30 protein-coding genes are annotated in these 26,736 nt (G+C 62.6%); 20 read left to right on the forward strand and 10 right to left on the reverse strand.

All coding sequences use genetic code 11. From position 1 onward, the window contains the following. The 4 genes from EP165_RS18660 to EP165_RS18675 all read left to right on the forward strand — a co-directional run. On the forward strand, positions 1 to 939 hold a 939-nt coding region (locus EP165_RS18660; protein ID WP_164743096.1), incomplete at its 5' end, for a porin. Positions 940 to 1,230: 291 nt separating this feature from the next. Further along, entirely contained in the window at positions 1,231 to 2,127 is an 897-nt protein-coding gene (locus EP165_RS18665; protein WP_127524370.1) for a tyrosine-type recombinase/integrase, read from the forward strand. 77 nt (positions 2,128 to 2,204) lie between these two features. Continuing rightward, positions 2,205 to 3,368 carry a serine hydrolase domain-containing protein gene (locus tag EP165_RS18670; protein WP_164743097.1) on the forward strand — a complete coding sequence of 388 codons (1,164 nt, stop codon included), beginning with the start codon at positions 2,205 to 2,207 and terminating at the stop codon, positions 3,366 to 3,368. 24 nt (positions 3,369 to 3,392) lie between these two features. Next, positions 3,393 to 4,505, forward strand: coding sequence for a pyridoxal phosphate-dependent aminotransferase (locus EP165_RS18675; RefSeq protein WP_127524372.1), 1,113 nt, complete (start codon positions 3,393 to 3,395; stop codon positions 4,503 to 4,505). On the opposite strand, the gene EP165_RS18680 is transcribed toward EP165_RS18675, so the two are convergent. The 3 genes from EP165_RS18680 to EP165_RS18690 form a co-directional block, all read right to left on the reverse strand. Beyond that, the gene (locus EP165_RS18680; protein ID WP_127524373.1) at positions 4,502 to 4,900 is read right to left on the reverse strand and encodes a VOC family protein; all 399 of its coding nucleotides are present in this window, start codon (positions 4,898 to 4,900) and stop codon (positions 4,502 to 4,504) included. The genes EP165_RS18675 and EP165_RS18680 overlap by 4 nt on opposite strands. 33 nt (positions 4,901 to 4,933) lie before the next feature. Next, positions 4,934 to 5,461 (reverse strand): hypothetical protein, encoded by a 528-nt coding sequence (locus EP165_RS18685; RefSeq protein ID WP_127524374.1) that lies wholly within the window; start codon positions 5,459 to 5,461, stop codon positions 4,934 to 4,936. 95 nt (positions 5,462 to 5,556) lie between these two features. After that, positions 5,557 to 6,483: a bifunctional helix-turn-helix transcriptional regulator/GNAT family N-acetyltransferase gene (locus EP165_RS18690; protein ID WP_127524375.1), complete on the reverse strand. Its 927-nt coding sequence runs from the start codon at positions 6,481 to 6,483 to the stop codon at positions 5,557 to 5,559. Between the two features lie 144 nt (positions 6,484 to 6,627). Between EP165_RS18690 and EP165_RS18695 the strand changes: the two genes are divergently transcribed. After that, positions 6,628 to 7,257, forward strand: a complete 630-nt coding sequence (locus EP165_RS18695) for a TetR/AcrR family transcriptional regulator (RefSeq protein ID WP_127524376.1) — start codon at positions 6,628 to 6,630, stop codon at positions 7,255 to 7,257. Next, a complete protein-coding gene (locus EP165_RS18700; protein ID WP_127524377.1) occupies positions 7,238 to 8,401 on the forward strand; it encodes an isovaleryl-CoA dehydrogenase in 1,164 nt (387 codons plus the stop codon). Before EP165_RS18695 ends, EP165_RS18700 begins: the two co-directional genes overlap by 20 nt. A 32-nt stretch (positions 8,402 to 8,433) precedes the next feature. On the opposite strand, the gene EP165_RS18705 is transcribed toward EP165_RS18700, so the two are convergent. Next, the gene (locus tag EP165_RS18705; protein ID WP_127524378.1) at positions 8,434 to 9,591 is read right to left on the reverse strand and encodes a PcfJ domain-containing protein; all 1,158 of its coding nucleotides are present in this window, start codon (positions 9,589 to 9,591) and stop codon (positions 8,434 to 8,436) included. A 310-nt stretch (positions 9,592 to 9,901) separates the two neighbouring features. Between EP165_RS18705 and EP165_RS18710 the strand changes: the two genes are divergently transcribed. Further along, complete coding sequence (locus tag EP165_RS18710) at positions 9,902 to 11,509, forward strand: carboxyl transferase domain-containing protein (protein ID WP_127524379.1); 1,608 nt, start codon at positions 9,902 to 9,904, stop codon at positions 11,507 to 11,509. A gap of 33 nt (positions 11,510 to 11,542) precedes the next feature. Here EP165_RS18710 and EP165_RS18715 read toward each other — a convergent pair whose 3' ends face one another. Next, a complete protein-coding gene (locus EP165_RS18715) occupies positions 11,543 to 11,926 on the reverse strand; it encodes a DUF2314 domain-containing protein (RefSeq protein WP_206075946.1) in 384 nt (127 codons plus the stop codon). Positions 11,927 to 12,142: 216 nt separating this feature from the next. Between EP165_RS18715 and EP165_RS18720 the strand changes: the two genes are divergently transcribed. The 6 genes from EP165_RS18720 (at position 12,143) to EP165_RS18745 (ending at position 15,198) form a co-directional block, all read left to right on the forward strand. Beyond that, a complete protein-coding gene (locus EP165_RS18720) occupies positions 12,143 to 12,484 on the forward strand; it encodes a DUF2200 domain-containing protein (protein WP_127524381.1) in 342 nt (113 codons plus the stop codon). Positions 12,485 to 12,546: 62 nt separating this feature from the next. Beyond that, a complete protein-coding gene (locus EP165_RS18725; protein ID WP_127524382.1) occupies positions 12,547 to 13,443 on the forward strand; it encodes an HNH endonuclease in 897 nt (298 codons plus the stop codon). Between the two features lie 105 nt (positions 13,444 to 13,548). Next, positions 13,549 to 13,764 carry a DUF4287 domain-containing protein gene (locus EP165_RS18730; RefSeq protein WP_127524383.1) on the forward strand — a complete coding sequence of 72 codons (216 nt, stop codon included), beginning with the start codon at positions 13,549 to 13,551 and terminating at the stop codon, positions 13,762 to 13,764. Positions 13,765 to 13,790: 26 nt separating this feature from the next. Continuing rightward, the gene (locus EP165_RS18735; RefSeq protein WP_127524384.1) at positions 13,791 to 14,171 is read left to right on the forward strand and encodes a YciI family protein; all 381 of its coding nucleotides are present in this window, start codon (positions 13,791 to 13,793) and stop codon (positions 14,169 to 14,171) included. 130 nt (positions 14,172 to 14,301) lie between these two features. Beyond that, complete coding sequence (locus tag EP165_RS18740) at positions 14,302 to 14,631, forward strand: SH3 domain-containing protein (RefSeq protein ID WP_127524385.1); 330 nt, start codon at positions 14,302 to 14,304, stop codon at positions 14,629 to 14,631. A gap of 78 nt (positions 14,632 to 14,709) precedes the next feature. Beyond that, entirely contained in the window at positions 14,710 to 15,198 is a 489-nt protein-coding gene (locus EP165_RS18745; RefSeq protein WP_127524386.1) for a CreA family protein, read from the forward strand. Positions 15,199 to 15,202: 4 nt separating this feature from the next. On the opposite strand, the gene EP165_RS18750 is transcribed toward EP165_RS18745, so the two are convergent. Then, positions 15,203 to 15,799: a DUF922 domain-containing Zn-dependent protease gene (locus EP165_RS18750; protein WP_127524387.1), complete on the reverse strand. Its 597-nt coding sequence runs from the start codon at positions 15,797 to 15,799 to the stop codon at positions 15,203 to 15,205. A gap of 147 nt (positions 15,800 to 15,946) precedes the next feature. On the opposite strand from EP165_RS18750, the gene EP165_RS18755 reads away from it, so the two are divergent. Both EP165_RS18755 and EP165_RS18760 read left to right on the forward strand, forming a co-directional pair. Then, a complete protein-coding gene (locus EP165_RS18755) occupies positions 15,947 to 16,900 on the forward strand; it encodes a DMT family transporter (protein WP_245440224.1) in 954 nt (317 codons plus the stop codon). Positions 16,901 to 16,984: 84 nt separating this feature from the next. After that, positions 16,985 to 18,946: an acetyl/propionyl/methylcrotonyl-CoA carboxylase subunit alpha gene (locus tag EP165_RS18760; RefSeq protein ID WP_127524388.1), complete on the forward strand. Its 1,962-nt coding sequence runs from the start codon at positions 16,985 to 16,987 to the stop codon at positions 18,944 to 18,946. A gap of 16 nt (positions 18,947 to 18,962) precedes the next feature. On the opposite strand, the gene EP165_RS18765 is transcribed toward EP165_RS18760, so the two are convergent. Then, positions 18,963 to 19,220, reverse strand: a complete 258-nt coding sequence (locus EP165_RS18765; protein WP_127524389.1) for a sel1 repeat family protein — start codon at positions 19,218 to 19,220, stop codon at positions 18,963 to 18,965. 416 nt (positions 19,221 to 19,636) lie between these two features. Between EP165_RS18765 and EP165_RS18770 the strand changes: the two genes are divergently transcribed. Further along, complete coding sequence (locus EP165_RS18770) at positions 19,637 to 19,984, forward strand: DUF2147 domain-containing protein (protein ID WP_127524390.1); 348 nt, start codon at positions 19,637 to 19,639, stop codon at positions 19,982 to 19,984. A gap of 57 nt (positions 19,985 to 20,041) precedes the next feature. Here EP165_RS18770 and EP165_RS18775 read toward each other — a convergent pair whose 3' ends face one another. Continuing rightward, positions 20,042 to 20,746 (reverse strand): glutathione S-transferase family protein, encoded by a 705-nt coding sequence (locus tag EP165_RS18775; protein WP_127524391.1) that lies wholly within the window; start codon positions 20,744 to 20,746, stop codon positions 20,042 to 20,044. 188 nt (positions 20,747 to 20,934) lie between these two features. On the opposite strand from EP165_RS18775, the gene EP165_RS20585 reads away from it, so the two are divergent. The 4 genes from EP165_RS20585 (at position 20,935) to EP165_RS18790 (ending at position 23,975) form a co-directional block, all read left to right on the forward strand. Further along, positions 20,935 to 21,105, forward strand: a complete 171-nt coding sequence (locus tag EP165_RS20585; protein WP_206075948.1) for a hypothetical protein — start codon at positions 20,935 to 20,937, stop codon at positions 21,103 to 21,105. Between the two features lie 22 nt (positions 21,106 to 21,127). Continuing rightward, on the forward strand, positions 21,128 to 21,316 hold the full coding sequence (locus EP165_RS18780; RefSeq protein WP_127524392.1) for a hypothetical protein: 189 nt from the start codon (positions 21,128 to 21,130) through the stop codon (positions 21,314 to 21,316). A gap of 112 nt (positions 21,317 to 21,428) precedes the next feature. Then, positions 21,429 to 22,931, forward strand: coding sequence for an AMP nucleosidase (locus EP165_RS18785; RefSeq protein ID WP_127524393.1), 1,503 nt, complete (start codon positions 21,429 to 21,431; stop codon positions 22,929 to 22,931). Positions 22,932 to 23,078: 147 nt separating this feature from the next. Then, entirely contained in the window at positions 23,079 to 23,975 is an 897-nt protein-coding gene (locus EP165_RS18790) for an endonuclease/exonuclease/phosphatase family protein (RefSeq protein ID WP_164743098.1), read from the forward strand. Here the strand turns inward: EP165_RS18790 and EP165_RS18795 are convergent. After that, entirely contained in the window at positions 23,972 to 24,895 is a 924-nt protein-coding gene (locus tag EP165_RS18795; RefSeq protein WP_127524395.1) for a diacylglycerol/lipid kinase family protein, read from the reverse strand. The genes EP165_RS18790 and EP165_RS18795 overlap by 4 nt on opposite strands. A 40-nt stretch (positions 24,896 to 24,935) precedes the next feature. Next, positions 24,936 to 26,615, reverse strand: a complete 1,680-nt coding sequence (locus EP165_RS18800) for an electron transfer flavoprotein-ubiquinone oxidoreductase (protein ID WP_127524396.1) — start codon at positions 26,613 to 26,615, stop codon at positions 24,936 to 24,938. Positions 26,616 to 26,736 lie beyond the last annotated feature (121 nt).

Here is a 26,736-nt window from a genome sequence, read left to right on the forward strand (position 1 = left end):
CGCATCTGCGACGTGTACGGCACCGGATTCTTCTATATCCCGGGCACCGAGACCTGCATGCACATCGGCGGCTACTACCGGTTCGAGACCCGCTTTGGCAGCACCGGCGCGGCGTATGCAAGCAACATGAACTGGTTTTCCCGGTTCCAGCTCAGTGTAGACGTACGCAACGAGACCGAGTGGGGCACATTGCGTGGCTACGCCGAGGGCCACTTCGACTACGGTTGGATCAATGCCGGTGCAAACCTGGGCCTAGGCATCAACGCGGTCGCAGGGGGCTACTTCGGCAGGGCCTACCTCAACCAAGGCTACATTGAAGTGATCGGGGCTTCGGGCACACTGCGTATGGGTCTAACCGACACTGCCTACTCCCGTTTCCTGGGCTACGGTTCAGGCAACGTGTTCGGCGGCACCTACAATGTCAGCACTCGCAATGAAATCAGTTACACCTTTAGCGGCTCGAATGGTTTCTCCGCCATCCTTGCACTGGTGCAAGATGCTGACCAGGACTTCGTGCCGGACATCGAAGGCGGCGTAAATTTCGCCCAGGGTTGGGGTTCGATCGGTGTAATCGCCGGCTACGACGAAAGCGCCGGGACCTGGGGCGCAAAGGGTGTACTCCGTTTCAACGCGCCGAACGGCTCGTTCTCCGGTGGCCTGCACGTGATGTACTCGTCCGGCGGTGGCAGTTATGGCGTTACATCTGCCGCCAATGTCCTTGCTCCGTGGTCGGTACTGGCCCATGTGAAGGGGCAGTTCACGGCTAAGGTTGCCGGCACCCTGTCTGCTCAGTGGTTCTCGGGCAACGGCGCGTTCACGCTCTCCGGCGGTCTGGATATCAGGCCGGTCGACGGACTGCGCATCCGTCCGGAAGTGGCGTACGCTACGGACACCAACCTCTGGAACGCAGTCGTCCGCTTCGATCGCGAAATCCCGTAAGCGACCAAACAACGGGAACTCACCACATACGAAGCCGGCGGGAAACCGCCGGCTTCATTCACCAGGTGAGGGTTAGCGCCCTCGCCTATCGACCGAACATACGTTCGCGACTGCTGGGGAATCGAAAAGGGGACGACGGGACAAGACAAATACGGCCAGCGTGCTTCAAGGGGCTCAACGCACGCATCACTGCCAGCAGCAAAGAACACGCTGAAAAAGCGGGCTTCAATAAATGTTAATACAAAAAATAAACAAGTCCGCGCACTTGCTGGCAATGGATTTGGTCGCAAAATGAGCGCCATCCAATACAATACATTCGTGTACAGCTTAAACAGCTGGTCAAACAATGCTCACATCAATCTTGTCAAAGAAAACTCGCTTAGGTTGCTGTTTGAAAAATACAGCGATATCCTTTGGGAGAACGGGACGCACAAATACAACGTCACGTCCTTCATCGGCGAAATAGACGAAATCCTGCTCGGCAGAAAATTTTCCACATTCAGCCAGGAAACACTGGATGAAGTGATCGGAAAGCTCCGCGAACGTGGCAACAGCAATGCAACGATCAACCGCAAGATGGCGGCGTTGCAGAAGCTGCTTCGCAAGGCGTTCAAGATGGGAGACATTCACAGCCTGCCGGAGTTTCGCCGCCAGAAGGAGCGGGCGGGTCGGCTGCGCATTCTGACACGCGAGGAAGAGGACCGGCTGTTCGCCGCCATCGGCGAGATGTCGCGGGAGGCACTCGCACTCAGCGTCTTTCTCGTCGACACGGGATGCCGGCTCGGCGAGGCAATCGGCCTGAAATGGTCCGACGTCGCGGATAGTCGCGTAACCTTCTGGATCACGAAATCCGGCCGCAGCCGGACGGTGCCGCTGACGGCGCGCGCCTGCGGCGTCATCTGCGAGCAGAGACGACATCAGCGCGGCCCCTTCCGCCATATCGCACAACACCGTTACCGCGCCATCTGGAACGAAGCCAAATCCGGGACCGGCTTTGTCAACGACAAGGACCTCGTCCCTCATGCGCTGAGACACACTTGCGCGTCGCGGTTGGTACAGGGCGGCATCGACATCAGGCGGGTCCAGATGTGGCTCGGCCACCAGACCCTGCAGATGACCATGCGCTACGCGCACCTGGCCACCACCGACCTCGACAAATGTGTCGCTGTGCTTGAACACCGCAGCTGACGTCTTCCCGACCGACATCTTCTCAATTGCGGCCATCACGCGTGCGGGCTATCCACTCCGGCAACGGAGGCCCGCACTTGGCAGACAGTTTTTCCCGCAGCGACATCACGCTCGCCAACTGGCGCACCGCACCTTATTGCCGCTGGTCGTTTCACAATGTCCGCGAGATCGTACCCAGCGCCGTAGTCAGCCACCCGGCGCTCGAAACCGAGGCAGTACCCGAGGTGGCGGACGGCATTGAGATCGACGATCCCGCGACCGGGCAGCGCACAAGCGCCAGCGCGTATTTCGCCGCGACAGAGGCCGACTGCCTTGTGGCGCTCAAGAACGGCAATCCGGTCGCAGCCTGGTCCGCCCCGCATGCCGATTTCAATGCACCGCACATTATCTTCTCGATCTCGAAATCGGTGACGGGCATGCTGGCCGGGATAGCCGCGGGCGACGGCCTGCTCGACCCGGATCAGCCGGTTTCGGCATATGTCGACCTTCCGGCGTCTTCCGGTTATGCCGATGCGCGGGTCCGCGATCTGCTCGACATGACGGTCGCGATCGATTTCGACGAGGAGTATCTCGACGCCGACGGCGCCTTCGACCGTTACCGCCGGGCGATGTTGTGGAACCCGCAGCGCGCTGGCGCCGAACCGGAATCGCTCGCAACGGTGCTCGGTTCGCTCGGCAAGACCGGCGATGAGCACGGCAAACGCTTTTATTACGCCTCGCCCAACACCGACATGCTGGGCATCGTCATCGAGCGCGCCACCGGTGTGCGGTTCCACCGCTATCTGGCGGAGCGGCTTTGGCGGCCGATGGGCGGCACGGGTGGAGCTTATGTCACCGTCGACGGTGTCGGCACCGCTCGCGCGGCGGGCGGCATCTGCGTGACGGTCTCCGACCTCGCCAGTTTCGGCCAGTTGATGCTCGATGAAGGGCGGGCGCGTAGCGGCCGGCAAGTCGTACCGGCCGGCTGGGTGGCCGACATGCGCCGCGGCGGCAGTATATCGGCCTGGAAAACGGGCAATTTCGCCGACCTGTTCGAGAACGGCCGCTACCGCTCATGCTGGTATTCGGCCGGCGACGACCATGACAGTTTCTGCGGCATCGGCATTCACGGTCAGTGGATCTGGGTCGACCCGGAAACCGGTGTCGTCATTGCCAAGACGGCTTCTCGCGGCGCGCCCAGCGACGACGACGCCAACGCGCGAGACATTGCCGTATTCAGCCAGATCGCGCGCCGCCTTTAGCTACTTCAAACGAAGCCGAAAACGATGACCGAAACTTCACCAAAACTCACCCGCCTCGCCCAGTCCCTGCCGGCCACGGTGCCCTTCGTCGGGCCCGAGACCCAGGAGCGAAACCGCGGACACGTCTTCCGTGCTCGGCTTGGCGCCAATGAAAACAGCTTCGGCCCTTCGCCCAATGTTGTGGCGGCAATGGCTGAAGCAGCTCCGCAGATGTGGAAATATTGCGATCCTGAAAGCCACGACCTGAAACAGGCGCTTTGCGCGCATCTCGGCGTGCCCGCAGGCAATATAACCATCGGCGAAGGCATCGACGGGCTGCTGGGCCTGACAGTGCGGCTCTTTATGGAAGCCGGCCAGCCGGTGGTGACCTCGCAGGGTGCGTACCCGACCTTCAATTTCCATATCGCCGGATTTGGCGGGCGCGCAGTCGCGGTGCCATACCGCGACGACCGCGAAGACCTCGACGGGCTGCTCGCCGCGGTGCGCGAGGAGAACGCGCCGATCGTCTATCTCTCCAACCCCGACAATCCGATGGGAAGCTGGTGGGAGGCGGACGAGCTGGAGCGCTTCGCGGCGGCGCTACCCACTAGCACCATGTTCGTTCTCGACGAGGCCTATGGCGAATTCGCGCCGGCTTCCGCCATTCCGGCACTCGACCCGTCACGCAGGAATGTTCTCAGAATGCGGACTTTTTCAAAGGCTTACGGGCTTGCCGGCATGCGCTGCGGTTATGCGATCGGCCATGAGGACACGATCGCCGCATTCGAAAAGGTGCGCAATCACTACGGCATGAGCCTGATGACACAGATCGCCGCCCGGGCGGCCCTCGCCGACCAGGCCTATCTTGTTGAGACATGCGCCAAGGTCGCCCGCGCACGCGATGAGATCAGCCGCATCGGCCGTGAAAACGGACTGACGCCGCTGCCTTCGGCAACCAATTTCGTGGCGCTCGATGCCGGCGACGGCGCATTCGCGCTGAAGCTGATGAATGCGCTGCTCGACCGCGACGTCTTTGTGCGCAAGCCGATGGCGCCGGGGCTCGACCGTTGCATAAGGGTGAGCGCCGGGCCTGATGAGGAGCTGGCGATCTTCGCTGCTGAACTGCCCGGCGCAGTAGCACAGGCGCGTGGAAACTAAGCGGTCATCGCGGGGGTTGGCGAGGAGATATCGACGACGGTGCCGGCCGGATCGCGCAGGAGCATGCGGCGCTGGCCATAGTCCATATCGGCCGGCGGCTCCATGATGTCGGCGCCCATCGCCTTGGCCTGCTCGAAAGCAAGCAGGACATTTTCCACCACGAAGGTGAGATAACCGCCGCCAGGCGGGCTTGCGGCGGCCTGCGGAGTGATATCGCTGGACCGGGCAATGATACCCAGCTCCATGTTCGGTCCGTCCTTGGGCGCCAGAACGACGTACCAGTCGCTGTCAAATGTCGGTTCGAAGGACAGCAGCCGCGTGTAGAAATCACGCAGGCTGCCGACATCGTCCGCCACGATGTTGAACATTGTCCGTTCTATGATGGATGTTTGCACGCATTCCTCCCTGTTGTTGCGTTATCATCGGGATCAGGCAGATCGAGCCGTACCGCCCAGCTTGTAGCGCAGGCTGTGCAGGAACGCGCGAAACGCACCGGGAACCGGGCCGGCTTCGAACTCCTTCAGGCGAGCCGGCGTCCAGCCCTGTGCAGGTGCGTGCGCCAGTTCCAGCTCGGCGCAGCGCCGAGCCTCAGCTTCCGACAACGGCAGCCGCCGGGCGGCGTCCAGCAGCTGCAGATTTTCATGTACGCGCCGCATCACCCGGAATGCCTCGAACATCGGTTCCATCAGAGCGGGCTCCGTCTGCCAGCTACGGCCGCCAAACACGCCCTGCACGACATGCTGGCCGGCGCCCATGCAATCGTAGCTGACACAACCCGGAAATCCATGTTCGGCAAGCGAGGCGTGGATCTTGCAGCGGCCCTGCCCCGTCAGGTTGGGGCACGGAACGCCGGCAGGTTTGTCGATCGCGAACTGATCCGAGCTGTCGAACGCGTGATAGGCACAGCAGAGCGCCGCGCATTGTCCGCAGTCGGCGCTCAAGCTCGGTTCATGCATGGTCACGGTCCGTATCTGAAAACGAAAAGCGCTGGCCTGAAGGCACAGCGCTTGAAATACGCTAGCCGGCAAGGCAGCGCGACACAAGGACAGCGCTAGAGAACCAACTCCCAGTTCTGGCCGACGAGATCCTTGCCGAAGCTATGGTGGTGTTCCTCCTCCACCAATTCGAAACCTGCCGCCTGATAGATCTTGCGGGCGCTTGTCAGAATGTCGTTCGTCCACAGCACCAGCTTGCGATAACCGCAGGCGCGTGCCTGTTCGATGCAGGTGTTGACCAGCAGAGAGCCCACGCCTTGGCCGCGCGCCGCCTGTTCGACATGCAGCATGCGCAGCTTGGCGGTCTTGTCGTCCTGCGAGACCAGGAAAACGGCGCCGAGGCGCATGCCGGCGCGCTCGGCGACCCAGCAGAACTCCCTGCCCGGCTGAAAATCGCGCAGGAACGCCGCGCAGATTTCGGCAAGCAGACCTTCGAAGCTGATGTCCCAGTCATATTCGTCGGCATAAAGCTGCGCCTGGCGCGAAATCACCCAGCCGATGTCGCCTGGCCGATGACTGCGCAGGCGCACCGGCGCGTCCGAAGCCGCGCCCTCACCGAGCGCGCTCTCGATCTCGTCCATGGCCTTGCCGAGCGCAGCCCTTTGGCCGTCTCCCGCGGAGGCCAGCATCGCGGTCAGGTCGCGCTCGGTGAGTGCCTGCAGCCGGTCGATTGTTTCACGACCCTTGTCGGTCAGTCTCAACAGCCGGCGCCGGCCGTCCGCCGCGTCGGGGCTGCCGTCGACCAGGTCCAGCCGGGCAAACTTTCTGAGAATGCGCGCCAGATAGGCCGGGTCGAGACCGAGATCGCGCGCGATATCGACCGCAACATGTGGCTCCCGCATTCGCAGTTCCAGCAGCACGCGCGTTTCGGTCAGCGTGAATTCGCTACCGGTCAGCGTCTCATTCAACAGCCCGATTCGGCGCGTATAAAAGCGGTTGAAAGCGCGGACTCGACTGACGGTTTCTTCCAGTCCGGCCATCATGGGCTCCTCCGCCAGCAGAATGTCATTTTAATGGACTGAGTCAACTAATTTCGAAAAACCGGTACTGACTCCTGTTGAGAACCCGCCGCCATCTCTTGAATTAAATGAACGCTTGTTTTATTAATGCCTAAGGCGAGAAAAACGATGGCGCGCACTGCAGGTTCAGACGGGCAAAAGACGGAAGCGGCGATCCGCGACGCGGCGGTCAATCTGATCGCGCGGCACGGTTATGAAGCCGTGACCATGCGCCAGCTCGCAGCCGAGGTCGGCGTGCAGGCCGCCGCGCTCTACCGCTACTTCCCGACCAAGGAAGACCTGCTGTACGATCTGATGATCGCACATATGGAAGCGCTGATAGACAGCTGGGAGCTTGTGCGACCGCAGCATCGCGACTGCCCTGCCCGGCTCGTGGCATTCGTCGCCAACCATATTCGCTTCCATGTCGAGCGGCGGCACTCCACCCATGTCAACAACATGGAGCTGCGCAGCCTCTCGCATGAGCGGCTGAGCACCATTCTCAAGCTGCGTAACCGCTACGAGAAAGAGCTGCGGACCATCCTGCGCGAAGGCGCGGAAGACGGTTCGTTCCTGATCGAAGACAGCGCGATGACCGCGATGGCGATCATCCAGATGATCACCGGCGTCATCGTCTGGTTTCGGCCCGACGAAAGGCTGTCGGTAGACGAAGTGACTGAAACCTATCTTGCCATGACGATGCGCCTAGTGGGCGCTGCCCGGCACTCGGAGAAAACCCATGTACTTGAACGCGCTTAATTTCGGGCTTGGCGAGGATATCGACGCGCTGCGCGATATGGTGCGCCGTTTCGCGGCCGACGAGATCGCGCCGCGCGCCGCCAAAATCGACGAGGACAACAGCTTCCCAGCCGATCTCTGGGAAAAGCTCGGCGCGCTCGGGCTGCTTGGCGTGACCGCCGATCCCGATTTCGGCGGCTCGGGCATGGGCTACCTCGCCCATGTTGTCGCGATGGAGGAGATTTCACGTGCAAGTGCCGCTGTCGGCCTTTCCTACGGCGCGCACTCCAATCTGTGCGTGAACCAGATCAATCGCTGGGGCACCAGGGAACAGAAGGAAAAATACCTGCCCGACCTGTGCTCTGGCGCCAAGGGCGGTGCGCTAGCCATGTCGGAAACCGGGGCCGGCTCCGACGTCGTTTCCATGAAGCTGCGGGCAGAGCGCCGCAACGATTGCTATGTGCTCAACGGCACCAAGATGTGGATCACCAACGGCCCGACCGCGAGCACGCTGGTCGTCTATGCCAAGACCGACCCCGACCGCTCGAGCCGCGGCATTACCGCCTTCATCATCGAAAACGACATGAAGGGTTTTTCGGTCGCGCAGAAGCTGGAGAAGCTTGGCATGCGCGGCTCCGACACCGGCGAGCTCGTATTCGAGGATGTCGAAGTTCCCTACGACAACGTGCTGCATGAGGACGGGCGCGGCGTGGAGGTGCTGATGTCAGGCCTCGACTATGAGCGCGTCGTTCTGTCCGCCGGCCCGCTCGGCATCATGGCCGCCTGCCTGGATGTTGCGGTGCCTTATGTGCATCAGCGGCGCCAGTTCGGCCAGGCGATCGGCGAATTTCAGCTCGTGCAGGGCAAGATGGCCGACATGTACACGACGCTAAATGCCTGCCGCTCCTACGTTTATGCCGTTGCCGCCGCCTGCGATCGCGGCGAGACGACCCGCAAGGATGCCGCCGGCTGCATTCTCTATTCAGCCGAGCGCGCCACCCAGATGGCACTCGATGCGATCCAGCTTCTCGGCGGCAATGGCTATATCAATGAGTTCCCTGCAGGCCGCCTGTTGCGCGACGCCAAGCTCTACGAGATCGGCGCCGGCACATCCGAAATCCGCCGCTGGCTGATCGGCCGCGAGATGATGGCGGAGGCGGTGTGAGGCTCCCCACGCCGAAACGCGGGGAGCCCATGTCAGACGATCGCCACGCCGCGGGCCTTGGCCCAGCGAGTGAGTACGTTGCGCTCGTCCGGCTTCGCAATGCGGTTTGCGAAACCGCGCACCTGAACCGCGCGCCCATTGCGATCGAGCTCGATCGTCAGCAGCCGCGTCATGCCACCGTCGGCGTGATAACGCAGCGACCACACGGACGCGTTGCCGGCGATGCACTTGGACGCGTAGGTCCAGACGCAGTGGCGCATAGCCCGGCTTTCAACGACCAGGCTGTCCGCGCTGAGCAGCTGCGCGACGACATATTTTTCGCGCGCCTTGCCACCCCGCTTCGCCGACGGCGTCCACTCCCAGTTGGCAAGCGGCGAGCCCTTCCAGCTGCCGCCCTGGGAGACGGGACCGCGATTGCCGTTTGCCGCGGCGGCTGCACGCTGACGCGCCGCCTCGATGCGGGCGACGATTGCCGCATCGCGATGCCACTCGTGCATGGCACGACGCAGCGAACCGAGCGTGCGGCCCTTCAGCGACCAGCCACGGTCGCCACGGCGCTTCGCGGCGAGGAAATCGCAGAGATCGTTGATCTCCTCGAGCGCGACTGCATTCACGGCGAAGAACCGCGCCGCCTCGCGCCAGAAAGCGATCTGGGCACGCGGGTAGTAGCGGATCTTCGAGCGGGCGATGCGCAGCGCCACTCCGACATCGTCGGTATAGGTCTGCGCCACCGCGCACCAGAGCGCGGCATCGAAGCCGAGCTCGCCCGGCGGGTTCAGCAAGCGGTGGACCTCCTTGCGGGTCAGCCACTCGCCTGCGCCCTCCTTGTAGAGCGAGCCGCCGCGCGCAACGACGATGTACCAGCGCTTGCGCAGCCGCACCTCGTCGGGTGCAAGTCCAGCATCGCCGAGCCAGACAGCTTCCAGCGCGGACGATACGGGAAAGCGCGCGAAAAGGTGACGGGCCGCGGCAAGCCGCAGCCGCGCCGCGTTGCGCGTCTTCATTTTCGGGCGCCAGGATGCCTTGTCGCGGATCGCCTCACTAGCGAAACCGCGGCTTGCATCATCGAGCGCTTGCCGGAAATCCGGAGCTTTGCGCGGCGCGCGGCGGACGCGCTTCAGAACCGCGTCATAAGCCGCAATACGCTCGCGCTCGACCTCCTGCCGGCGCTGGGTCATGGAACGGGCCATGATCGTTCGACCTCCTTGGGTTGCAGACAGCCGGACGCAATTCGAGCGCCGGCACGGATGGTGTCGGTCTCGGTTGGTTCGGCATGCTGGTCTCCTTGCGGTCGAAAATCATGGTTGAAAGAACCCCGCTTCCGTTACGGAAGCCGGGCGGGGTCGCGGTCGATAATGACGATCCGTGGCAGGAATAGGGCGGCAGATTTGGCGCCACTCACACTTGCGGCACCGCTTGCTGCCGTGATCATCTAGAGGTGCGGTACAGAGACCGCTATGGGAGGCTCTGCGCAGTTCGCAGCGCCGTTGGAAGCAGAAAATGACCGTCATCAAATCCGAAATCAACGCCACTTCCGACGCGTTCAAGGCCAATGCGAAGCGCATGGCCGCCTTGGTCGCCGAGATCGCCGACAAGGCGCAGACCGCGCAGCGCGGCGGCTCCGACGAGGCGCGCGAGCGCCACACCAGCCGCGGCAAGCTGCTGCCACGCGAACGCCTGGCGCAGCTGCTCGATGCCGGCTCGCCGTTTCTGGAGGTCGGCCAGTTCGCCGCCTGGGACATGTATGGCGGGGACATATCGTCTGCCGGCATGATCGCCGGCGTCGGGCGCGTCGAAGGCCGCGAGGTGATGATCGTCGTCAACGACGCCACCGTGAAGGGTGGCACCTACTACCCGGTGACGGTGAAGAAGCATCTGCGCGCGCAGGAGATCGCGCTGCAAAACCGCCTGCCCTGTATCTATCTGGTCGACAGCGGCGGCGCCAACCTGCCCAACCAGGACGAGGTGTTTCCCGACCGCGAGCATTTCGGCCGCATCTTCTACAACCAGGCCACGATGAGCGCCGCCGGCATTCCGCAGATCGCCTGCGTGATGGGCTCCTGCACGGCGGGTGGCGCCTATGTGCCGGCAATGGCCGACGAGTCCATCATGGTGAAAAACCAGGCGACGATCTTCCTCGGTGGGCCGCCGCTGGTGAAGGCGGCGACGGGCGAGGATGTCAGTGCCGAAGACCTCGGCGGCGCCGACGTCCACACCCGGCTTTCCGGCGTGGCCGACCACTACGCAAACGACGACGCCAACGCGCTCGCCATCACGCGGCGCATCGTCAAAAACCTGAATCGAACCAAGCCGGTATCGCTCGAAACGCGCAAAGTGATTCCGCCGCTTCACCCACCGCATGAGATCCACGGCATAGTGCCGGCCGACACCCGCACGCCCTATGATGTGCGCGAGATCATCGCCCGCATCGTCGACGGCTCGGAACTCGACGAGTTCAAGGCGAATTACGGCACCACGCTGGTCACCGGCTTCGCGCATATTCACGGCATGCCTGTCGGCATTCTCGCCAATAATGGCGTGCTCTTTTCGGAAAGCGCGGTGAAGGGCGCGCATTTCATCGAGCTGTGCTGCCAGCGCAAAATCCCGCTGATCTTCCTGCAGAACATCACCGGCTTCATGGTGGGCCGGAAATACGAGGCCGGCGGCATCGCCAAGGACGGCGCCAAGCTGGTGACGGCGGTCGCCACCGCAAAGGTGCCGAAGCTCACCGTCATCATTGGCGGCTCGTTCGGCGCCGGCAATTACGGCATGTGCGGGCGCGCCTATTCGCCCCGCTTCCTGTGGATGTGGCCAAACGCGCGCATCTCCGTGATGGGCGGCGAGCAGGCCGCCACCGTCTTGTCGCTGGTCAAGCGCGAGGGCATCGAGCGCAAGGGCGGCTCATGGTCGGCCGAGGAAGAGGCCGAATTCAAAAAGCCGATCCTGGAAAAATACGAACGCGAGGGCCACCCGCTCTATTCCTCCGCCCGGCTGTGGGACGACGGCATTATCGACCCGGCAAAGACCCGCGAGGTACTGGCGCTATCCTTGAGCGCGGCGCTGAACGCCGAGATCGAGGAGACGAAGTTCGGCGTGTTCAGGATGTGAAGACCGTTTGGTGCAGCGGCACCCGTCATTGCTTCAATCGCGAAGCTGGCTCCTGAGCTCCTCCGCCTGCTCCGGCTGCATGTCGTCGAGCATTGCGCGCACCGTGTAACCGCCGTAACGCACCTCGCCTGTGTTGATCATCCAGTCCTCGATTTCATGGCTATGCAACTGGACCGCATCGCCGGCGCTGTAGCCGGGCACGATAGGGTCGTTGGTGAGCCGACCCTGGAAACGATCTCCTCTCAGGCCTGTGACTTCCACCCAGATGTGTTCAACCTCGCCGCCACCCTCCAGGCGCATCTTGACCAGATAGGCGCCGTGCAGGCCGGCTCTCGCCAGCTCATGAAAGCGCGGCAACGTCGCCTGTGCTTTCCGCCTCGCCTCGGCAAAACGATCATCGCCAGTGGGATAACTCATCAGGTCGTCACCAGCCTGAATGCCGCCGGACTGTGCAGACCTACCCGCCGTCAAGCCACTGACAATTGCTGCTGCTGCCCTGACGAGCCTATGCGTCATGGTGCCCTCCACCCAATGAATAGAACAAAACAGGAACACTTGCTAATGTCAACCGTTCCCGCCGTTGCCGCGAGCTGGTAGCCTCAGGCCACTTCAATGACAGACACTGGATCAGTCATGCCCAAGCACCGCATCTTCGGAATGAGTTTCGCCAGCGTCTATCCGCATTACATCGCCAAGGCGGAGAAGAAGGGGCGCAGCAGGCAAGAGGTCGACCAGATCATCTCGTGGCTGATGGGCTACGACGCCGCCGGCCTCGAGGCCGTGCTGGACGACAAGACCGACATCGAGCACTTCATCACCGATGCCCCTCGCCTCAACCCCAACCGCGAACAGATCACCGGCGTTATTTGCGGCGTCCGCGTCGAGGAGATCGAAGACCCGCTGATGAAGGAAATCCGCCACCTCGACAAGCTGGCGAAAGGCAAGAAGATGGAGAAGATATTGAGGGAGGGGTGACTGGGGCGCGTTGACAACTTGGTCCGGTGCAACCTCAACTAGCTTGGGGAGAAAATTAGGGCATGGCTTTCGGCGTCTTCATGCACCGTGCGGATTCAATCTACGACGATAGTCCGGCGGAGCGGTATCAATTCCCACGACAATATCTGGGTCGCGTTGGGGCATGTGCCGGCGACTGGATCGTCTATCTGGAACCTACCAAGGTGCCCCAGTCGCGTGGTTACTTCGCCGTCGCCAAGGTCCAACAAGTCATCCCTGACCCCGGTTCGCCGGGCATGTATCTAGCTCTCATCGAACCCAACAGCTATCTCGACTTTGCTAACCCTGTCCCGTTCAGCGGTCCGGATGGCGTGACAGAAAGTGGTGTCCTAAACGACGAGGGCCGAATTTCAGGCCGTGCGCAATCGGCAGTGCGCACGCTCTCGCCGACCGATTTCTCCCGTATCGTCACTCTCGGGTTGGATGAGCATGACGAGGTACTGCCCCGCATCGGCGAAACCATTGTCAATGGTTTCGAGGACGAGCAGGAACCATTCACCTACGAGCAAGAGCGTGTGCGCATTGAACAACTGACCTCGCGCGTCCTCCGCGACCGTGTTTTCAGGCGCGTTGTGCTGGGGGCATACGATCAGCGGTGCGCGGTGACAGGCCTCAAGCTGATCAATGGTCGTGGTCGCGCCGAAGTCGAAGCCGCGCACATTCGCCCGGTCGAGGCAAATGGCCCGGACATCCTGGCTAATGGCATCGCTCTGTCGGGCACCGCACATTGGATGTTCGATCGCGGACTGATCAGTTTGGACGACGATCTAGCGATCCTCGTCTCGCGACAGGTAAACGATGAAGAGAGCGTGCGGGCGATGATCAATCGGACCGGGCGCGCGTTAGCGCCACCCCGCACCTCGCAGCGCCCAGCACCTCAGTTCCTAAGGTGGCATCGGGAAAACTGTTTCAAGAACTAAGCTATTGAATTTGAAGCAAATTTCAGAATGATACCTTCCAATGTCGGAACCCGCCTTCCCCAAACGTCCTTGGTAGACCTGTCTGCCCCGCTAAGGAGTGAAGTGATGCCCGCCGAGCCGAAAGTGAAAGGCCCCGCTTCCTATTTTCCGTCGATCGAGAAGACGTACGGCCAGCCGATCGACCATTGGCTGACGCTGCTCGATGGCATGGGTGCGATGAAACACATGGAGATGGTTGCTGCGCTCAAGTCTGGGCACGGGCTGGGCCATGGACATGCCAATGCACTTGTTGCCTATTGGCGCGCTCGGAACACCAATTGAGATCGCATCCGTCAGAAGGGAAACCCATGCATTACGCCATCCTCGCCTATCATGTCGAAGGCGTTGTCGAATCCTGGAGCGAGGAGGAGGACAAGGCGCTGATGGACGAGCTGCTGGCGACGCATGAGCGCATGGTGGCCGCGAAACATTTCGGCCCGGCGGCGCGGCTGGGTGCGACCGAAGACGCCAAGACCCTGCGCGGGCCGGGCGGCGGCATGGTGATCGACGGGCCGTTTGCCGAAACCAAGGAGCAACTGCTCGGTTTTTACGTCGTCGATTTCCCGTCGATGGACGCGGCACTCGAGGCGGCGCGCGAAATGCGCCGCTCCAACCCGAGCGCAGTCTACGAAGTTCGGCCGATCCTGCTCTATCTGCCGGGAGCCGAACTCGCAGCGAGCGAAGCCTAGCGCAACGGTGCTCCGGCGGAGCGCTTCATAAAAACTTCTCCTGCCGCCCCGGCATGTTAACATCTGCCCCGGCGTCCGGACGAACCCGCCGCCAGCTGCCGTGCATTGTTCTTTCAGTGAGGAGAGTGCCATGTCGAATGTCCTGAAATCGGCTCTTGCCGCCATGTTCCTGCTGGCGCCCGCCGCGCCGGCGCTTGCCACCTCCGGGCCCGGCTGTCTGGTTGTGGTCAATGTCGCCAGCAACGATGCGCTCAATGTCAGGAAGCGGGCGTCGGCCTCTTCGCCGATCGTCGATATTCTGGTGCCCGGCCAGCACGGCATCATCCATCTCGATGCGCGCTGCGAGCCGCTCTCGCGGCCATGGGGCAGCCGCTGGTGCCCGATCACGCATTACAATGGCGACCGCACCACCAAGGGCTTCGTGAAGGCGCGCTATGTGCGCGACAGCGATTGCCCGTAACGGCGGCGCCGGCCCTTTCGCTAGGGGGCGCCAGTTCCTAAATGAACGGCTCCACAGGAACAGCCGGAGCCCTCGCCCATGAAAACCGCCCTCGCCCGCGTCGCCGCAGCGACGATAATCGCGCTCGCCCTGTCCGCGCCGGCCAATGCCGAACAGGTTGGCGAGGTTGGTGTCGACTGGATCGGCAACGACATCGTCGTTGAGGCAATCCACGACCCGGAAGTGGAAGGCGTCACGTGTCATGTCAGCTATTTCGAGCGCGGGCTTATCGACCGGCTGTCAAAGGGCAACTGGTTCGAAGATCCGTCCAACTCGTCCATTGCCTGCCGGCAGACCGGGCCGATCGTCATTCACGATATCGACCGGGGCAAGGATGGCGAGGAAGTGTTCAAGGAAGGGCTGTCGCTGATCTGGAAGCGGCTGGTCGTGAACCGCATCTATGACGAGAAGAATGACACGCTGATCTACCTGTCGCATTCGCGCCAGGTGCAGGACGGCTCGGCCAAGATGGCGATTTCGACGGTGCCGCTCTACGGCCAGGATGTGACCTGGGCGACCAGCGAATAGGCTGTCACTTCACCAGTTCCAGCACCAGCCTGTGAACGTTGCCGCCCGGGCCGAGATCGGCGCGGTCGAAGTCGCGGCTTTTCTGACGCTGCTCATTTGAAAGCTCGCCAAGCCGCTTCTGCAACGTGGCGCGCACCTTCTTGCAGCCAGGGTCGTTGTCTGCGGAAAGACCAGTCGAGAATGCTTCGATCTTCTTCACCATCTCGATGATGATGTCGCCGTGCACGCGCTCATGCGCCTGAATCCCGGCAAAGAAGCGCTGCCAGCGCGCCGCTGTTTCGGCCGGCAGGTTCGCCGGCGCCTTGGGCAGCTTGTAGATAATGGTGAGCCAGGGCTTCACCGATGCCAGTCGGCAACCGCCTCCGCTTTCGCGATAGTCGCGCGACCATTTCAGGTCGAAGGTTGTGTAGGCGATGGCGCGGGTCGGGCCGAGCTTTGGCCCGTTGCGGCCAATCGAGCGGTAGAGCTCCAGCCCGGTCGCGCCCTGAACCGCATAGGTTTCGACCTTCTCGGCGGCTTGCCAGCCGGCGCTCGCACAAACGGGCATGGCGATCATCGCGGCGGCCAACAAGGCTGCGCATATCGTCGAACGGTCGGGCATGGAGCTTCCTTGCGGCAGGCGGGTTCGGCATTCGCATTCCAGACATTCATGGCTCAATTCGGGCCTGGCGAAAAGGCGACGGCTGCCCAGCACGCGGGCTGCGCTGGCCCAATTGCGCGATACGCCGCAGCTCAATAGTGTCGCGCAGTGACCCAGAACCGCGCCATAAATCCCGCCATTTCCATGCAGAATGACGGCCAGGACCGCCCGAGCCTCGGCATCATGCTGATGATCGGGTTCTGTGCCGCCGCGCCTCTGGGCGATGCGATCGCCAAGGTGCTGGGCGATACGATACCGCTGCTGCAGCTTCTGGTGGTGCGGTTTGCCGCGCAGGCGCTGATCCTGCTGCCGCTGGCGCTGCTCGGCGGCCACTCGTTTCGCATGACCCGGCGGGTATTCTGGCTGACGGCGGCACGGACGCTGCTGCACATCATCGGCATCGGCGTGTTCTTTACTGCGCTGCGGTTTCTGCCACTCGCCGATGCCGTGGCGATCGCTTACGTGATGCCGTTCATCATGCTTTTGCTTGGGCGGCTGGTGCTTGGCGAAATGGTGGGCGCGCGGCGTATCATGGCCTGCGTCGTCGGTTTCGGCGGCACACTGCTGGTCATCCAGCCATCTTTTGCGGAAGTCGGCTGGCCAGCCCTGCTTCCGCTCGTCGTGGCGGTTGTCTTCGCGCTCTACATGCTGGTGAGCCGGCAGCTTGCACGCGACAACGACCCGATGGTGCTGCAGGCGGTCGCCGGACTGATGGCGCTTGCCGTGCTCGGTGTGGTCGTCCTGTTCACCCGCGGCATCGATGTCCAGCCGCTCAGCTTCGTGACGCCGACAACGCGCGATCTGTGGCTGCTTGTCGGTATCGGCGCGCTGGGCACATTCGCGCATCTCCTGATGACCTGGTCGCTGCGCTTTGCGCCCTCGGCGACTTTGGCACCAATGCAATATCTCGAAATCCCCTTTGCGACCTTCATCGGCTGGCTGGTTTTCCATGATTTGCCGAACGGGCTTGCGGCCATCGGCATCGCCGTCACGATGGCGTCGGGCCTCTACATCGTGTGGCGTGAGCGGGCGACAACGCGGCCGCTGCCGCCGCAGACCTGAGCCGCCCGCCACCGCACCCACACAACGCTGGACTTGGCCGCCATTGCATGGCTATTCGAGGTTACAAAGCTTGCGAGGATGCCGATGTTTTCCAGAATCCTGATCGCAAACCGCGGTGAGATCGCCTGCCGGGTCATCCGCACCGCCCGACGCATGGGTGTCGCCACCGTAGCGGTCTATTCCGACGCCGATCGCAACGCGCTGCATGTCGAAATGGCGGACGAGGCGGTGCATATCGGCCCTGCCCCAGCTGCGGAAAGCTATCTGGTCGGCGAACGCATCATCGAAGCGGCGAAGGCAACGGGCGCGCAGGCAATCCACCCCGGATACGGTTTTCTGTCTGAGAACCCAGGCTTCGTCGAGGCCGTTGAGAACGCCGGACTGACCTTCATTGGCCCCTCGGCCAAGTCGATCCGCGCTATGGGCCTGAAGGACGCGGCCAAGCGGCTGATGGAGAAAGCCGGAGTGCCTGTGGTTCCCGGCTATCACGGCGAAGCGCAGGAGATCGTGGTGCTGGCGGGCAAAGCGCGCGAGATCGGCTATCCCGTGCTCATCAAGGCGCGGGCCGGCGGCGGCGGCAAGGGCATGCGCCGGGTCGACGATGCCGACGACTTTGCCGACGCGCTGGCAAGCGCGAAACGCGAGGCCAAGGCCGCCTTCGGCGATGAGGCGGTGCTGGTCGAAAAATTCGTCGAAAAGCCGCGCCACATCGAGGTGCAGGTGTTCGGCGACAATCACGGCAATGCCGTCCACCTCTACGAGCGCGACTGCTCCGCGCAGCGCCGCCATCAGAAGGTGATCGAGGAAGCCCCGGCGCCCGGCATGACAGCGGAAATGCGCGAGGCGATGACCTCGGCGGCGGTGAAAGCGGCCAAGGCGATCAGCTATTCGGGTGCAGGCACGATCGAGTTCATCGTCGATGCATCCGAGGGGCTCAGGCCCGACCGCTTCTGGTTCATGGAAATGAACACACGCCTGCAGGTCGAACACCCGGTGACGGAGATGGTGACCGGCGTCGATCTGGTCGAGTGGCAATTGCGCGTAGCCTCGGGCGAGAAGCTGCCGCGCGCCCAAAAGGATATCACGCTCGCCGGCCACGCTTTCGAGGCGCGTATTTATGCGGAAGATGCGACACGCGGCTTTCTGCCAGCGACCGGGACGCTGCATCACCTTGTTTTCCCGACACAGGCGGCACCCGGAACCGGAATCCGCGTCGAAACCGGCGTGCGCCAGGGCGACGCCATTTCACCCTTTTACGACCCGATGATTGCGAAGCTGGTGACGCATGGGCCCGATCGCACATCGGCGCTGAGTGCTCTGGGTGAAGCGCTTGCGCAGACGAATGTGGCGGGCTCGACGGTGAATACAGCTTTTCTGGCCGCCCTCGCCGCCGACGAGGACTTTGCGGCCGGCGATGTCGATACCGGACTGATCGCGCGCAAGCAGGACGCACTGACCGCGCAGCCGGCACCCTCGGCACGTGTTGTGGCACTTGCCGCATTTGCAGCATCGGGTGCCGCTGAAAACCTTCGCACGGACGAGCCGTGGTCGACGCTCTCCGGCTACGCGCATTTCTGTGCGACACCACGGAGGGTCGAGATTTCTCACGGCGATCGGGCGATCTCCGCATCGCTGACTGCCGAAAGCGGCGGCCGGTTCAGTATCGATATCGATGGTTCGGTGCAGACGATCGAACCGCGGCATGGCGCGTCCAGCGGGTTACGGCATGCAAGATGGCCGGGGCATGTGACTGTGTTCGAACGCGCTGTGGCACACGGCTTTGTCGCGCCCGACCCGCTTGATGCGGCGGAGGACGACGCAGCCAGCGGCGACAATCTTCGCGCGCCGATGCCGGGTCTGGTGAAGGTGGTGCGGGCCGAGACCGGTCAAACCGTCTCGAAAGGCCAGGCGCTGCTGGTGCTCGAAGCGATGAAGATGGAACACACAATCAGCGCGCCGCATGATGGCGAGATCGCCGAGATCGTGCCCGAAGGGACCCAGGTGAGCGACGGGACGGTGCTGGTGCGCTTCGCTGAGACCGAATAGCTGCGACTGGATGACCTTAATGGGTGGTCATCCACTCGCGGGCTTCGCGCAGGGCGCGGGCAATTTCGACCTTCGACATGCCGGCGGCGAGTTCGGTGCGCAGCGCGGCAGCGCGCTCTGAGCCCTTGATCGCGGCGATGTTGAACCACTTGTGAGCGGCGACGACATCGGTGTCGCAATCACGGCCTGTGGCATACATCAGGCCGAGTTCGAACAGGATGTCGGCTTTGGCAGCACTTCCCATTCCGCTTTCGATCATCTCGTAACGAGCCATTTTCAATCCCCTGTCTTACCCCTGAGAGCGCCCGGCGTTTTCGCCTGTTGCGCTTGCGTTTCGATGGTTCGCAGATTGCCGGGGAGGCTTGAATCCGCCGTTAAGCGGGTTGCTTAACTACAGGAAAACAAAGATAAAATTTTCAGTAAATCCGAATTTCCGTTAATCATAGAGATGGCCGGTTTTCTGCGGTTTGATCGCACAAACCGCTAAAATGCGATGGCTGCCGGGCAACGGATTCTTCACCAAGGAATCGGAGCAAGGTCCGCGAAACGGCTAAAACCGAGCCGCCGTTTCGCTCATTTTCCGCGCGAAAATTTCGATTGCCGGGCGGCTTTTCCGACGCATCGATTTGCTTTACTTTTACGTATGCGTAAACGCGCCGGCATGGCGGCGTTCGCTAATGGGAGGACATCATGATCCGTAGCCTGGCACTGGCGCTCGCAGCCGGCATTGCCTTCACAACCACCGCCATCGCGGCCGAGCCCATCGTTGGCACGTGGAAGCGACCTAATGGTACGCTGATCCGCTATGCGTCAGCCGGCGGCGACAAATATTGCGGTACGGTTCTGACCGGAGAATACAAGAACAAATCGATTGGCTGCATGAGCGGCTCCGGAACCAGCTACAAAGGTAAGGTCAACAAGCTCGATGAAGGCAAGACCTATTCCGGCAAGGCGACCGTGAGCGGCAATACGCTGTCGCTGGCAGGCTGCGTGCTCGGTGGCCTGGTCTGCAAGAGCGAAAACCTGAAACGCCAGTAACGACGAAAGAAACACGCCGCGCCGGCCTCGAACCGGTGCGGCTGTCTTGCCAAGAAACTAGCTCCGCGCTTTCTGGCCGAACAGCACCTTCTGGGCATCCTTGTCGTCGGCAAGGTTGCGGCGGTATTCCTGCCCGGCGGCCATGCCGCGCTCCACCGCCGGCCGCGCCATGATCGTTTCGAACCACCGCTTCAAGTTCGGAAAGTCCTCCAGATTCTGGCCCTGGTTCTTGTAGGGCCGCACCCACCCCACACAGGCGATATCGGCAATCGAATAGTCGCCGGCGAGGAAGTCGCGGTCGGCAAGGCGCTTGTTCATCACGCCATAGAGCCTGTTCACCTCATTGGTGTAGCGCTCGATGGCGTACGGCACCTGCTCCGGCGCATATTGCCTGAAATGATGCGCCTGGCCGCACATCGGCCCGAGCCCGCCCATCTGCCACATCAGCCATTGGTCAACCTCGACGCGGCTGCGCTCGTGTGCCGGGTAGAAGCGGCCGAACTTGCGGCCGAGATATTGCAGGATCGCACCGGACTCAAAAACCGAGATCGGCGCGCCATCCGGTCCTTCGGGGTCGATGATCGCTGGCATGCGGTTGTTTGGCGCAATCTGCAGGAATGACGGTTCGAACTGCTCGCCGCGGCCGATATTGACGAACTTCACCTCGTATGGTGCGCCCAGTTCTTCCAGCATGACGCTGATCTTCCAGCCGTTCGGCGTCGGCCAGTAGTAGAGTTCAATCGGCTTCGTCTGCGCTGGCATATGCATGCTCCTCCAAGGAGGGCACATCAGCATATCCGTCAGCACGCGCCAACGGCCGGCGGTTGGGCCAGCCGCAGCCAATTGTCCCCGCAACACGACGTTAACGACCCTGAACGCTGGCTGAACAGCGCTCTCAGAGGTGGTTCAGCAGCGGTTTGGCATCTTCGCGTCATCAGAAGGGACAACAGATGCTCATCCGCCGTTTCACCATTGTGTGCCTGCTCATAACGCTCTTCGGAATCGGCTTTGCCGGTCTCGCGGTTGAAGCGAGCCGCCCGGCCCACTCGTGGACGGTCGGCACGGTTGTTCCCTGCATCTTCGAAAACGGCGTGCGCTGCAGCCCGCCTGTCCGCCAGTAACGCCGTGAAGGGATCAACGAACATGACCGCCAGATCAAACCGCCGCCACCTCGGCACCTTCTTCCGCGCATTGATGATCGCAGCAGCCGTTGCGGCGCCGATGCTCGCGGTACAGAGCGTGCGCGCCGGCTCGTCTCAGTTCATCGGCGAAACGCCGTCGATGTCGAGCGGTGCGGGATTTGTCCTCATGGTCAGCCTGCAGCGCTCATGAAAACCCGCGCTGGCTTAGACAAACCGGGCGATCACCTTGAAACTGTAAACCAAACCCCAGATGCGACGCCGGGTATTCTCGCAAACGTCATGCAAAGTCTCTATATTGGGACATGGACAAACGAATCTACCCACAACCCATCGAATCCGTAGCTACACCCGAGCCCTATGGGCAGCGCAGCTTTACAGACGCTGCGGAGGCCGTGGCTGCGTTACGTGCACTCTACGACCGCAACACCACCTTCCTGCGTGACTCGTTCAATTCAATCTCGGCGGACGAACCGCCGACGACGCGCTATCGCGCGCACTACCCCGAGATCAGCATCTCAGTGGCCAGCTATACACAGGCCGACTCGCGATTGCCTTATGGCCATGTAACGTCGCCGGGCTTTTATTCGACCACGGTGACGCGGCCCGACCTGTTCGACAACTATCTTACCGAGCAGCTGCGGCTGATGATGCGCAACCACGGCGTTCCCGTCACGGTCGCCGAATCCGAAACCCCGATCCCGCTTCATTTCGCGTTTCACGAAGGTGCCTATGTGGATACCGCGGTGGCCGAGCGCATCAACCGGCCGCTGCGCGACCTGTTCGACGTGCCCGACCTCACCGCCACCGACGACCAGATTGCCAACGGCACCTTCGAGCCGCTTCCTGGAGAACCGATCCCTCTGGCGCCCTTCACCGCGCAACGCATCGACTATTCGCTGCACCGGCTGGCGCACTACACGGCTACCAGCCCGTTCCACTTCCAGAACTTCGTGCTGTTCACCAATTACCAGTTCTACATCGACGAGTTTTGCGCGCTGGCCCGCGAGTTGATGTCTGAAGGCGGCGGCGGGTACACCGCGTTTGTGGAGCCCGGCAATGTGGTTACATATGCAGGCAACGACGCTCCGAGCGAGGGAACACCGGTGCCACGCCTGCCGCAAATGCCTGCCTACCACCTGGTAAAGCCCGGACATGGCGGCGTGACCATGGTCAATATCGGCGTCGGGCCTTCCAACGCCAAGACGATTACCGACCACATTGCCGTGCTGCGCCCGCACGCCTGGCTGATGCTCGGCCACTGCGCGGGCCTGCGCAACAGCCAGGAACTCGGTGACTACGTGCTGGCGCATGCCTATGTGCGCGAGGACCACGTGCTCGACGACGACCTGCCGGTCTGGGTGCCGCTGCCGGCGCTGGCGGAAGTGCAGGTGGCCCTGCAAGAGGCCGTTGCCGAGGTTACGGGGCTTTCCGGCTACGACCTGAAACGCATCATGCGCACGGGCACCGTCGCCACCATCGACAACCGCAACTGGGAGCTGCGCGACCAGCGCGGTCCTGTACACCGGCTTTCGCAGTCGCGGGCGATCGCGCTCGACATGGAGTCGGCGACGATTGCTGCGAACGGCTTCCGCTTCCGGGTGCCGTACGGCACGCTGCTTTGCGTTTCCGACAAACCGCTGCACGGGGAGCTGAAGCTGCCCGGCATGGCGACCGAGTTCTATAAACGGCAAGTGGCGCAGCATCTGAAAATCGGACTTATGGCGGTCGAGAAGCTGGCCGAGATGCCGTCGGAGCGGCTGCATTCGCGCAAGCTCAGAAGTTTCGCCGAAACCGCGTTCCAGTAGAATGAGGAAACACACCGCCAAGGCCTTGTTTGCGCGGCCTGCGCGTTTCCTGCCCAACCGGATGAGCGGTTTCGCTTGAAGCGCGTTCTGACATTGACAGCACCAGTCATTGCGCGGCTGCTCGCGGGGACGGCAGCGGTGGCCGGCATGCTTGCACTGACGAGCCTGGCGAATGCGCTGCACCCGGCGCTCGACTCCCTATCGCATTTCCGGATGCACCTTGCCTCGCTGTCGGTCCTGTGCGCCCTGCCCCTGTTGTTTTCGAAGCGCCGGCGCCGCTTTGCCGTGCTTGCAACCGCAGCCGCGGCCCTCGTGTCGGCGGCGACCTTCGGGGCGCTGTGGCCGAAAGGCGGGTTCGGGGCGGCCGCGGCAATGGCCGGCGGCGAACCTCACCGGCTGCTCCAAGCCAATCTGCGCTTCGACAACAGGGAACCGGACAGGCTGTTCGAGCTAATCGCGCGGACGGGGCCCGATATTCTGACATTCCAGGAAGTTTCAACCGCCTGGATCGAACAGCTTTCGCGGCTTCGCTCGCAATATCCGCATGGCATCGTCTGTGAACGCGAATCGCGACTGGGCGGTGTGGCGATCCTCTCGCGCTACGCGGTGGCGCCCGGCAGCGCGGAATGCGTCGACGACGGGCTATTGGCATTCGCGACGCTGGAGATCGAAGGCCGGAACGTCGATATCGCGGCGCTTCACCTGCACTGGCCTTGGCCATTCGACCAGCATGCGCAGGCGCAATGGAACGCACGCGACCTTGCCCGGCTCGGCGAAACGGCGCTTCTGGCCGGCGACTTCAACGCCGCCCCCTGGAGCGAAACGACCCGCATGCTTGCCGCAGGCGGCGGACTGGCGGCGGCGGGGCTTGCCGGCCCGACATGGCTGAGAGCATGGATGCCGAACGCGCTGCGCCGCGTTGCCGGTCTTCCGCTCGATCAGGTGCTGGTCAAGGGCGCGATCGCGCCGACGCATATGGAGCGAGGACCGCCGATCGCGTCAGATCACCTGCCGATCCTGATGGATTTCGCGCTTGTGCACTAGCGGGCATCGGCGGTCGGACCATTCACCGGCCTCAAGACCTTGAGCGCGCCAGGGTGGATGCGGATGTCAGCCTCACGCGGCAGCGGCAGCAATTCGCCGTCGAGCACCATGTTGGCACTGTTGCGGTGGCGGGGGAAAGAGAGCGCGACTGCTTCGGCCGGACGCTCGGTCAGATGCGGGTTGCGATCCCGGCGGGCTGACAGAATATCGAACGCCAGTCGCGCGACCCCGGCCGGCGACAAGGCCGGCGCGGTGTAAAAACCAAGCCTGCCGGTATCCAGCCGGTCCTGAAACATAAGCGGATCGGGGCCGTAGGGGTTGTTGGATACGGATATCATGGAGACCGTCGAGCGCTCGCTCGCGCCGTCGACACTGGCGTCGACCTGAAAGGTCGGCGGATCGAAGATCACATCGACGGCAGCCTGCACGCTGGCGCGGATTTTCCCAAGCCGGGTCGCGTAATCGTAGCGGTTTCGAAAGCGCACCATGCGGGGGTGAAGGCCAGCCGCGAACTGGTGCACAAAGCCCTTTCCATTAACGCTGGAAATGTCGGCGGGTGCGATTTCAGAGCGCGCGAGCGCTGCAAGTGCCGCCTCCAGACCGAGCGGGAAAAGGCCCAGCGAGCGCGCAAAAAGGTTCATTGTCCCGGCAGGCAGCACGCCGAGCGGCATGCCCGATTGCCAGCAGGCGCGCGCGGCAGCCGAGACGGTACCATCGCCGCCGCCGGCGATCATCGCGTCAATGCCGGTCCTGTCCGCTCCGCGCACCAGCGCGGCTTCGATTTCGGCGCCGGCAACGATATCGAATGTCGCATCATGGCCGGAGGCAGCGAGCAGCGCGTCCGCGGTGGCACGGAACGCATCCATATCGAGCGTGCCGAAGGTGCCGCCATCGCGGTTGAGCACGAGGTGTAGCTTCATGGGCTAAGCCTTTCCACAGCTCGCCCCCGCCGCGAAGCACTTACATGTTCTGGTAAACCGGTCCCTCGCCGCCCTGCGGCGGAACCCAATTGATATTCTGATTGGGATCCTTGATGTCGCAGGTCTTGCAGTGAACGCAGTTCTGCGCGTTGATGACGAAGCGCGCATCCGCGACCGAAGGATCGGCAGCGGCGTTGCCGTCGGCGTCGACCCACTCATAAACGCCGGCCGGGCAATAACGCGTCGAAGGCCCGGCGAACACGTCATGCTCGGATGCCTTCTGCAATTCCTGATCCTGGACCTGAAGGTGAACCGGCTGGTCTTCCTCGTGATTGGTGTTCGACAAAAACACGGATGACAGCCGGTCGAAGGTCAAAACGCCGTCGGGCTTCGGATAGTCGATCTTCTCGTGTTTCGATGCCGGTTCGAGCGAGGCAGCGTCGGTCTTGCCGTGTTTCAGCGTGCCGAATGGCGAAAAGCCGAAAAGCGTGTTGCACCACATGTCGAAGCCGCCAATGCCGACGCCGAGGAAGGTACCCCAGCGCGACCAGAGCGGCTTTACGTTGCGGACCCGCTTCAGATCCTTGCCGATCTCGGTTGCACGCCAGTTCGCCTCATAGGCGCTGAGTTCGTCGTGGGCGCGGCCTTCGGCCAGTGCGGCGGCAACCTGTTCGGCCGCCTGCATGCCCGACAGCACCGCATTGTGCGAGCCCTTGATGCGCGGCACGTTAACGAAACCGGCAGAGCAGCCCACCAGCGCACCGCCGGGAAAGGTTAGTTTCGGCACAGACTGCCAGCCGCCCTCGGTGATGGCGCGTGCGCCATAGGACACCCGCTTGCCGCCTTCGAATGTGCCGCGTATCGCCGGGTGGGTCTTGAAGCGCTGGAATTCCTGGAACGGCGCCAGATACGGGTTCTTGTAGTTCAGGTGAACGACAAAACCGACCGCGACCAGATTGTCGCCGAAATGATAGAGGAACGAGCCGCCGCCGGTGTTCGACTTGAGCGGCCAGCCGAAGGAATGCTGCACGAGACCGGGCTTGTGCTTGTCGGGCGCGACTTCCCACAGCTCCTTGAGCCCGATGCCGAATTTCTGCGGCTCACGGCCTTCGCCGAGATTGAACTTCTGCATCAGCTGTTTGGCAAGCGAACCGCGAACACCCTCGCCGATCAGCGTGTATTTGCCGAGCAGCGCCATACCGGGCGCATAGTTGGGACCGTGCGAGCCGTCGCGCTCGACGCCCATGTCGCCGGTAGCGACGCCAATGACAGCACCATCGTCATTGTAGAGAACTTCGGCGGCCGCAAAGCCGGGATAGATTTCGACGCCCAGCGCTTCCGCGCGCGCGGCCAGCCATTTGCAGACATTGCCGAGCGAGACGATGTAGTTGCCGTGATTGTTCATCAGCGGCGGCATGAGGAAGTTGGGCAGTTTGAGCGAACCGGCCGGTCCCAGAAGCAGGAAATGATCGTCAGTTACCGGTGTCCGCAACGGATGCTCGGGGTCGTCGCGCCAGTCCGGCAGCAGACGGTCGATGCCGATCGGGTCCACCACCGCGCCGGACAGAATGTGGGCGCCGACCTCGCCGCCCTTTTCAAGCACCACGACGGAAAGCTCGGAATTGAGCTGTTTGAGGCGGATCGCGGCACTGAGCCCGGCCGGGCCGGCTCCCACGATCACGACATCAAATTCCATGCTTTCGCGTTCGACTTCGCTCATCAATCCCTCCGCTTGCACGCACCGCGACGCTGGCTGCAGGTCCGCATCAGGCAGCGCTATAGAGGAAACGCGGCCTTTTCAACTCCCACCGTTCCAGGAACGGCAATCGAGCCGATGCCTA

The organism is Mesorhizobium sp. Z1-4 (genome assembly GCF_004000235.1).
Classification (GTDB): Bacteria; Pseudomonadota; Alphaproteobacteria; order Rhizobiales; family Rhizobiaceae; genus RCIO01.

Coding starts and splice junctions, on each gene's coding strand:
- EP165_RS18665 (WP_127524370.1), top strand. CDS start 1,231: ATGAGCGCCATCCAATACAATACATTCGTGTACAGCTTAAACAGCTGG.
- EP165_RS18675 (WP_127524372.1), top strand. CDS start 3,393: ATGACCGAAACTTCACCAAAACTCACCCGCCTCGCCCAGTCCCTGCCG.
- EP165_RS18685 (WP_127524374.1), bottom strand. CDS start 5,461: ATGCATGAACCGAGCTTGAGCGCCGACTGCGGACAATGCGCGGCGCTC.
- EP165_RS18690 (WP_127524375.1), bottom strand. CDS start 6,483: ATGATGGCCGGACTGGAAGAAACCGTCAGTCGAGTCCGCGCTTTCAAC.
- EP165_RS18695 (WP_127524376.1), top strand. CDS start 6,628: ATGGCGCGCACTGCAGGTTCAGACGGGCAAAAGACGGAAGCGGCGATC.
- EP165_RS18700 (WP_127524377.1), top strand. CDS start 7,238: ATGTACTTGAACGCGCTTAATTTCGGGCTTGGCGAGGATATCGACGCG.
- EP165_RS18705 (WP_127524378.1), bottom strand. CDS start 9,591: ATGGCCCGTTCCATGACCCAGCGCCGGCAGGAGGTCGAGCGCGAGCGT.
- EP165_RS18710 (WP_127524379.1), top strand. CDS start 9,902: ATGACCGTCATCAAATCCGAAATCAACGCCACTTCCGACGCGTTCAAG.
- EP165_RS18715 (WP_206075946.1), bottom strand. CDS start 11,926: ATGAGTTATCCCACTGGCGATGATCGTTTTGCCGAGGCGAGGCGGAAA.
- EP165_RS18720 (WP_127524381.1), top strand. CDS start 12,143: ATGCCCAAGCACCGCATCTTCGGAATGAGTTTCGCCAGCGTCTATCCG.
- EP165_RS18725 (WP_127524382.1), top strand. CDS start 12,547: ATGGCTTTCGGCGTCTTCATGCACCGTGCGGATTCAATCTACGACGAT.
- EP165_RS18730 (WP_127524383.1), top strand. CDS start 13,549: ATGCCCGCCGAGCCGAAAGTGAAAGGCCCCGCTTCCTATTTTCCGTCG.
- EP165_RS18735 (WP_127524384.1), top strand. CDS start 13,791: ATGCATTACGCCATCCTCGCCTATCATGTCGAAGGCGTTGTCGAATCC.
- EP165_RS18740 (WP_127524385.1), top strand. CDS start 14,302: ATGTCGAATGTCCTGAAATCGGCTCTTGCCGCCATGTTCCTGCTGGCG.
- EP165_RS18745 (WP_127524386.1), top strand. CDS start 14,710: ATGAAAACCGCCCTCGCCCGCGTCGCCGCAGCGACGATAATCGCGCTC.
- EP165_RS18750 (WP_127524387.1), bottom strand. CDS start 15,799: ATGCCCGACCGTTCGACGATATGCGCAGCCTTGTTGGCCGCCGCGATG.
- EP165_RS18760 (WP_127524388.1), top strand. CDS start 16,985: ATGTTTTCCAGAATCCTGATCGCAAACCGCGGTGAGATCGCCTGCCGG.
- EP165_RS18765 (WP_127524389.1), bottom strand. CDS start 19,220: ATGGCTCGTTACGAGATGATCGAAAGCGGAATGGGAAGTGCTGCCAAA.
- EP165_RS18770 (WP_127524390.1), top strand. CDS start 19,637: ATGATCCGTAGCCTGGCACTGGCGCTCGCAGCCGGCATTGCCTTCACA.
- EP165_RS18775 (WP_127524391.1), bottom strand. CDS start 20,746: ATGCCAGCGCAGACGAAGCCGATTGAACTCTACTACTGGCCGACGCCG.
- EP165_RS20585 (WP_206075948.1), top strand. CDS start 20,935: ATGCTCATCCGCCGTTTCACCATTGTGTGCCTGCTCATAACGCTCTTC.
- EP165_RS18780 (WP_127524392.1), top strand. CDS start 21,128: ATGACCGCCAGATCAAACCGCCGCCACCTCGGCACCTTCTTCCGCGCA.
- EP165_RS18785 (WP_127524393.1), top strand. CDS start 21,429: ATGGACAAACGAATCTACCCACAACCCATCGAATCCGTAGCTACACCC.
- EP165_RS18790 (WP_164743098.1), top strand. CDS start 23,079: ATGCTTGCACTGACGAGCCTGGCGAATGCGCTGCACCCGGCGCTCGAC.
- EP165_RS18795 (WP_127524395.1), bottom strand. CDS start 24,895: ATGAAGCTACACCTCGTGCTCAACCGCGATGGCGGCACCTTCGGCACG.
- EP165_RS18800 (WP_127524396.1), bottom strand. CDS start 26,615: ATGAGCGAAGTCGAACGCGAAAGCATGGAATTTGATGTCGTGATCGTG.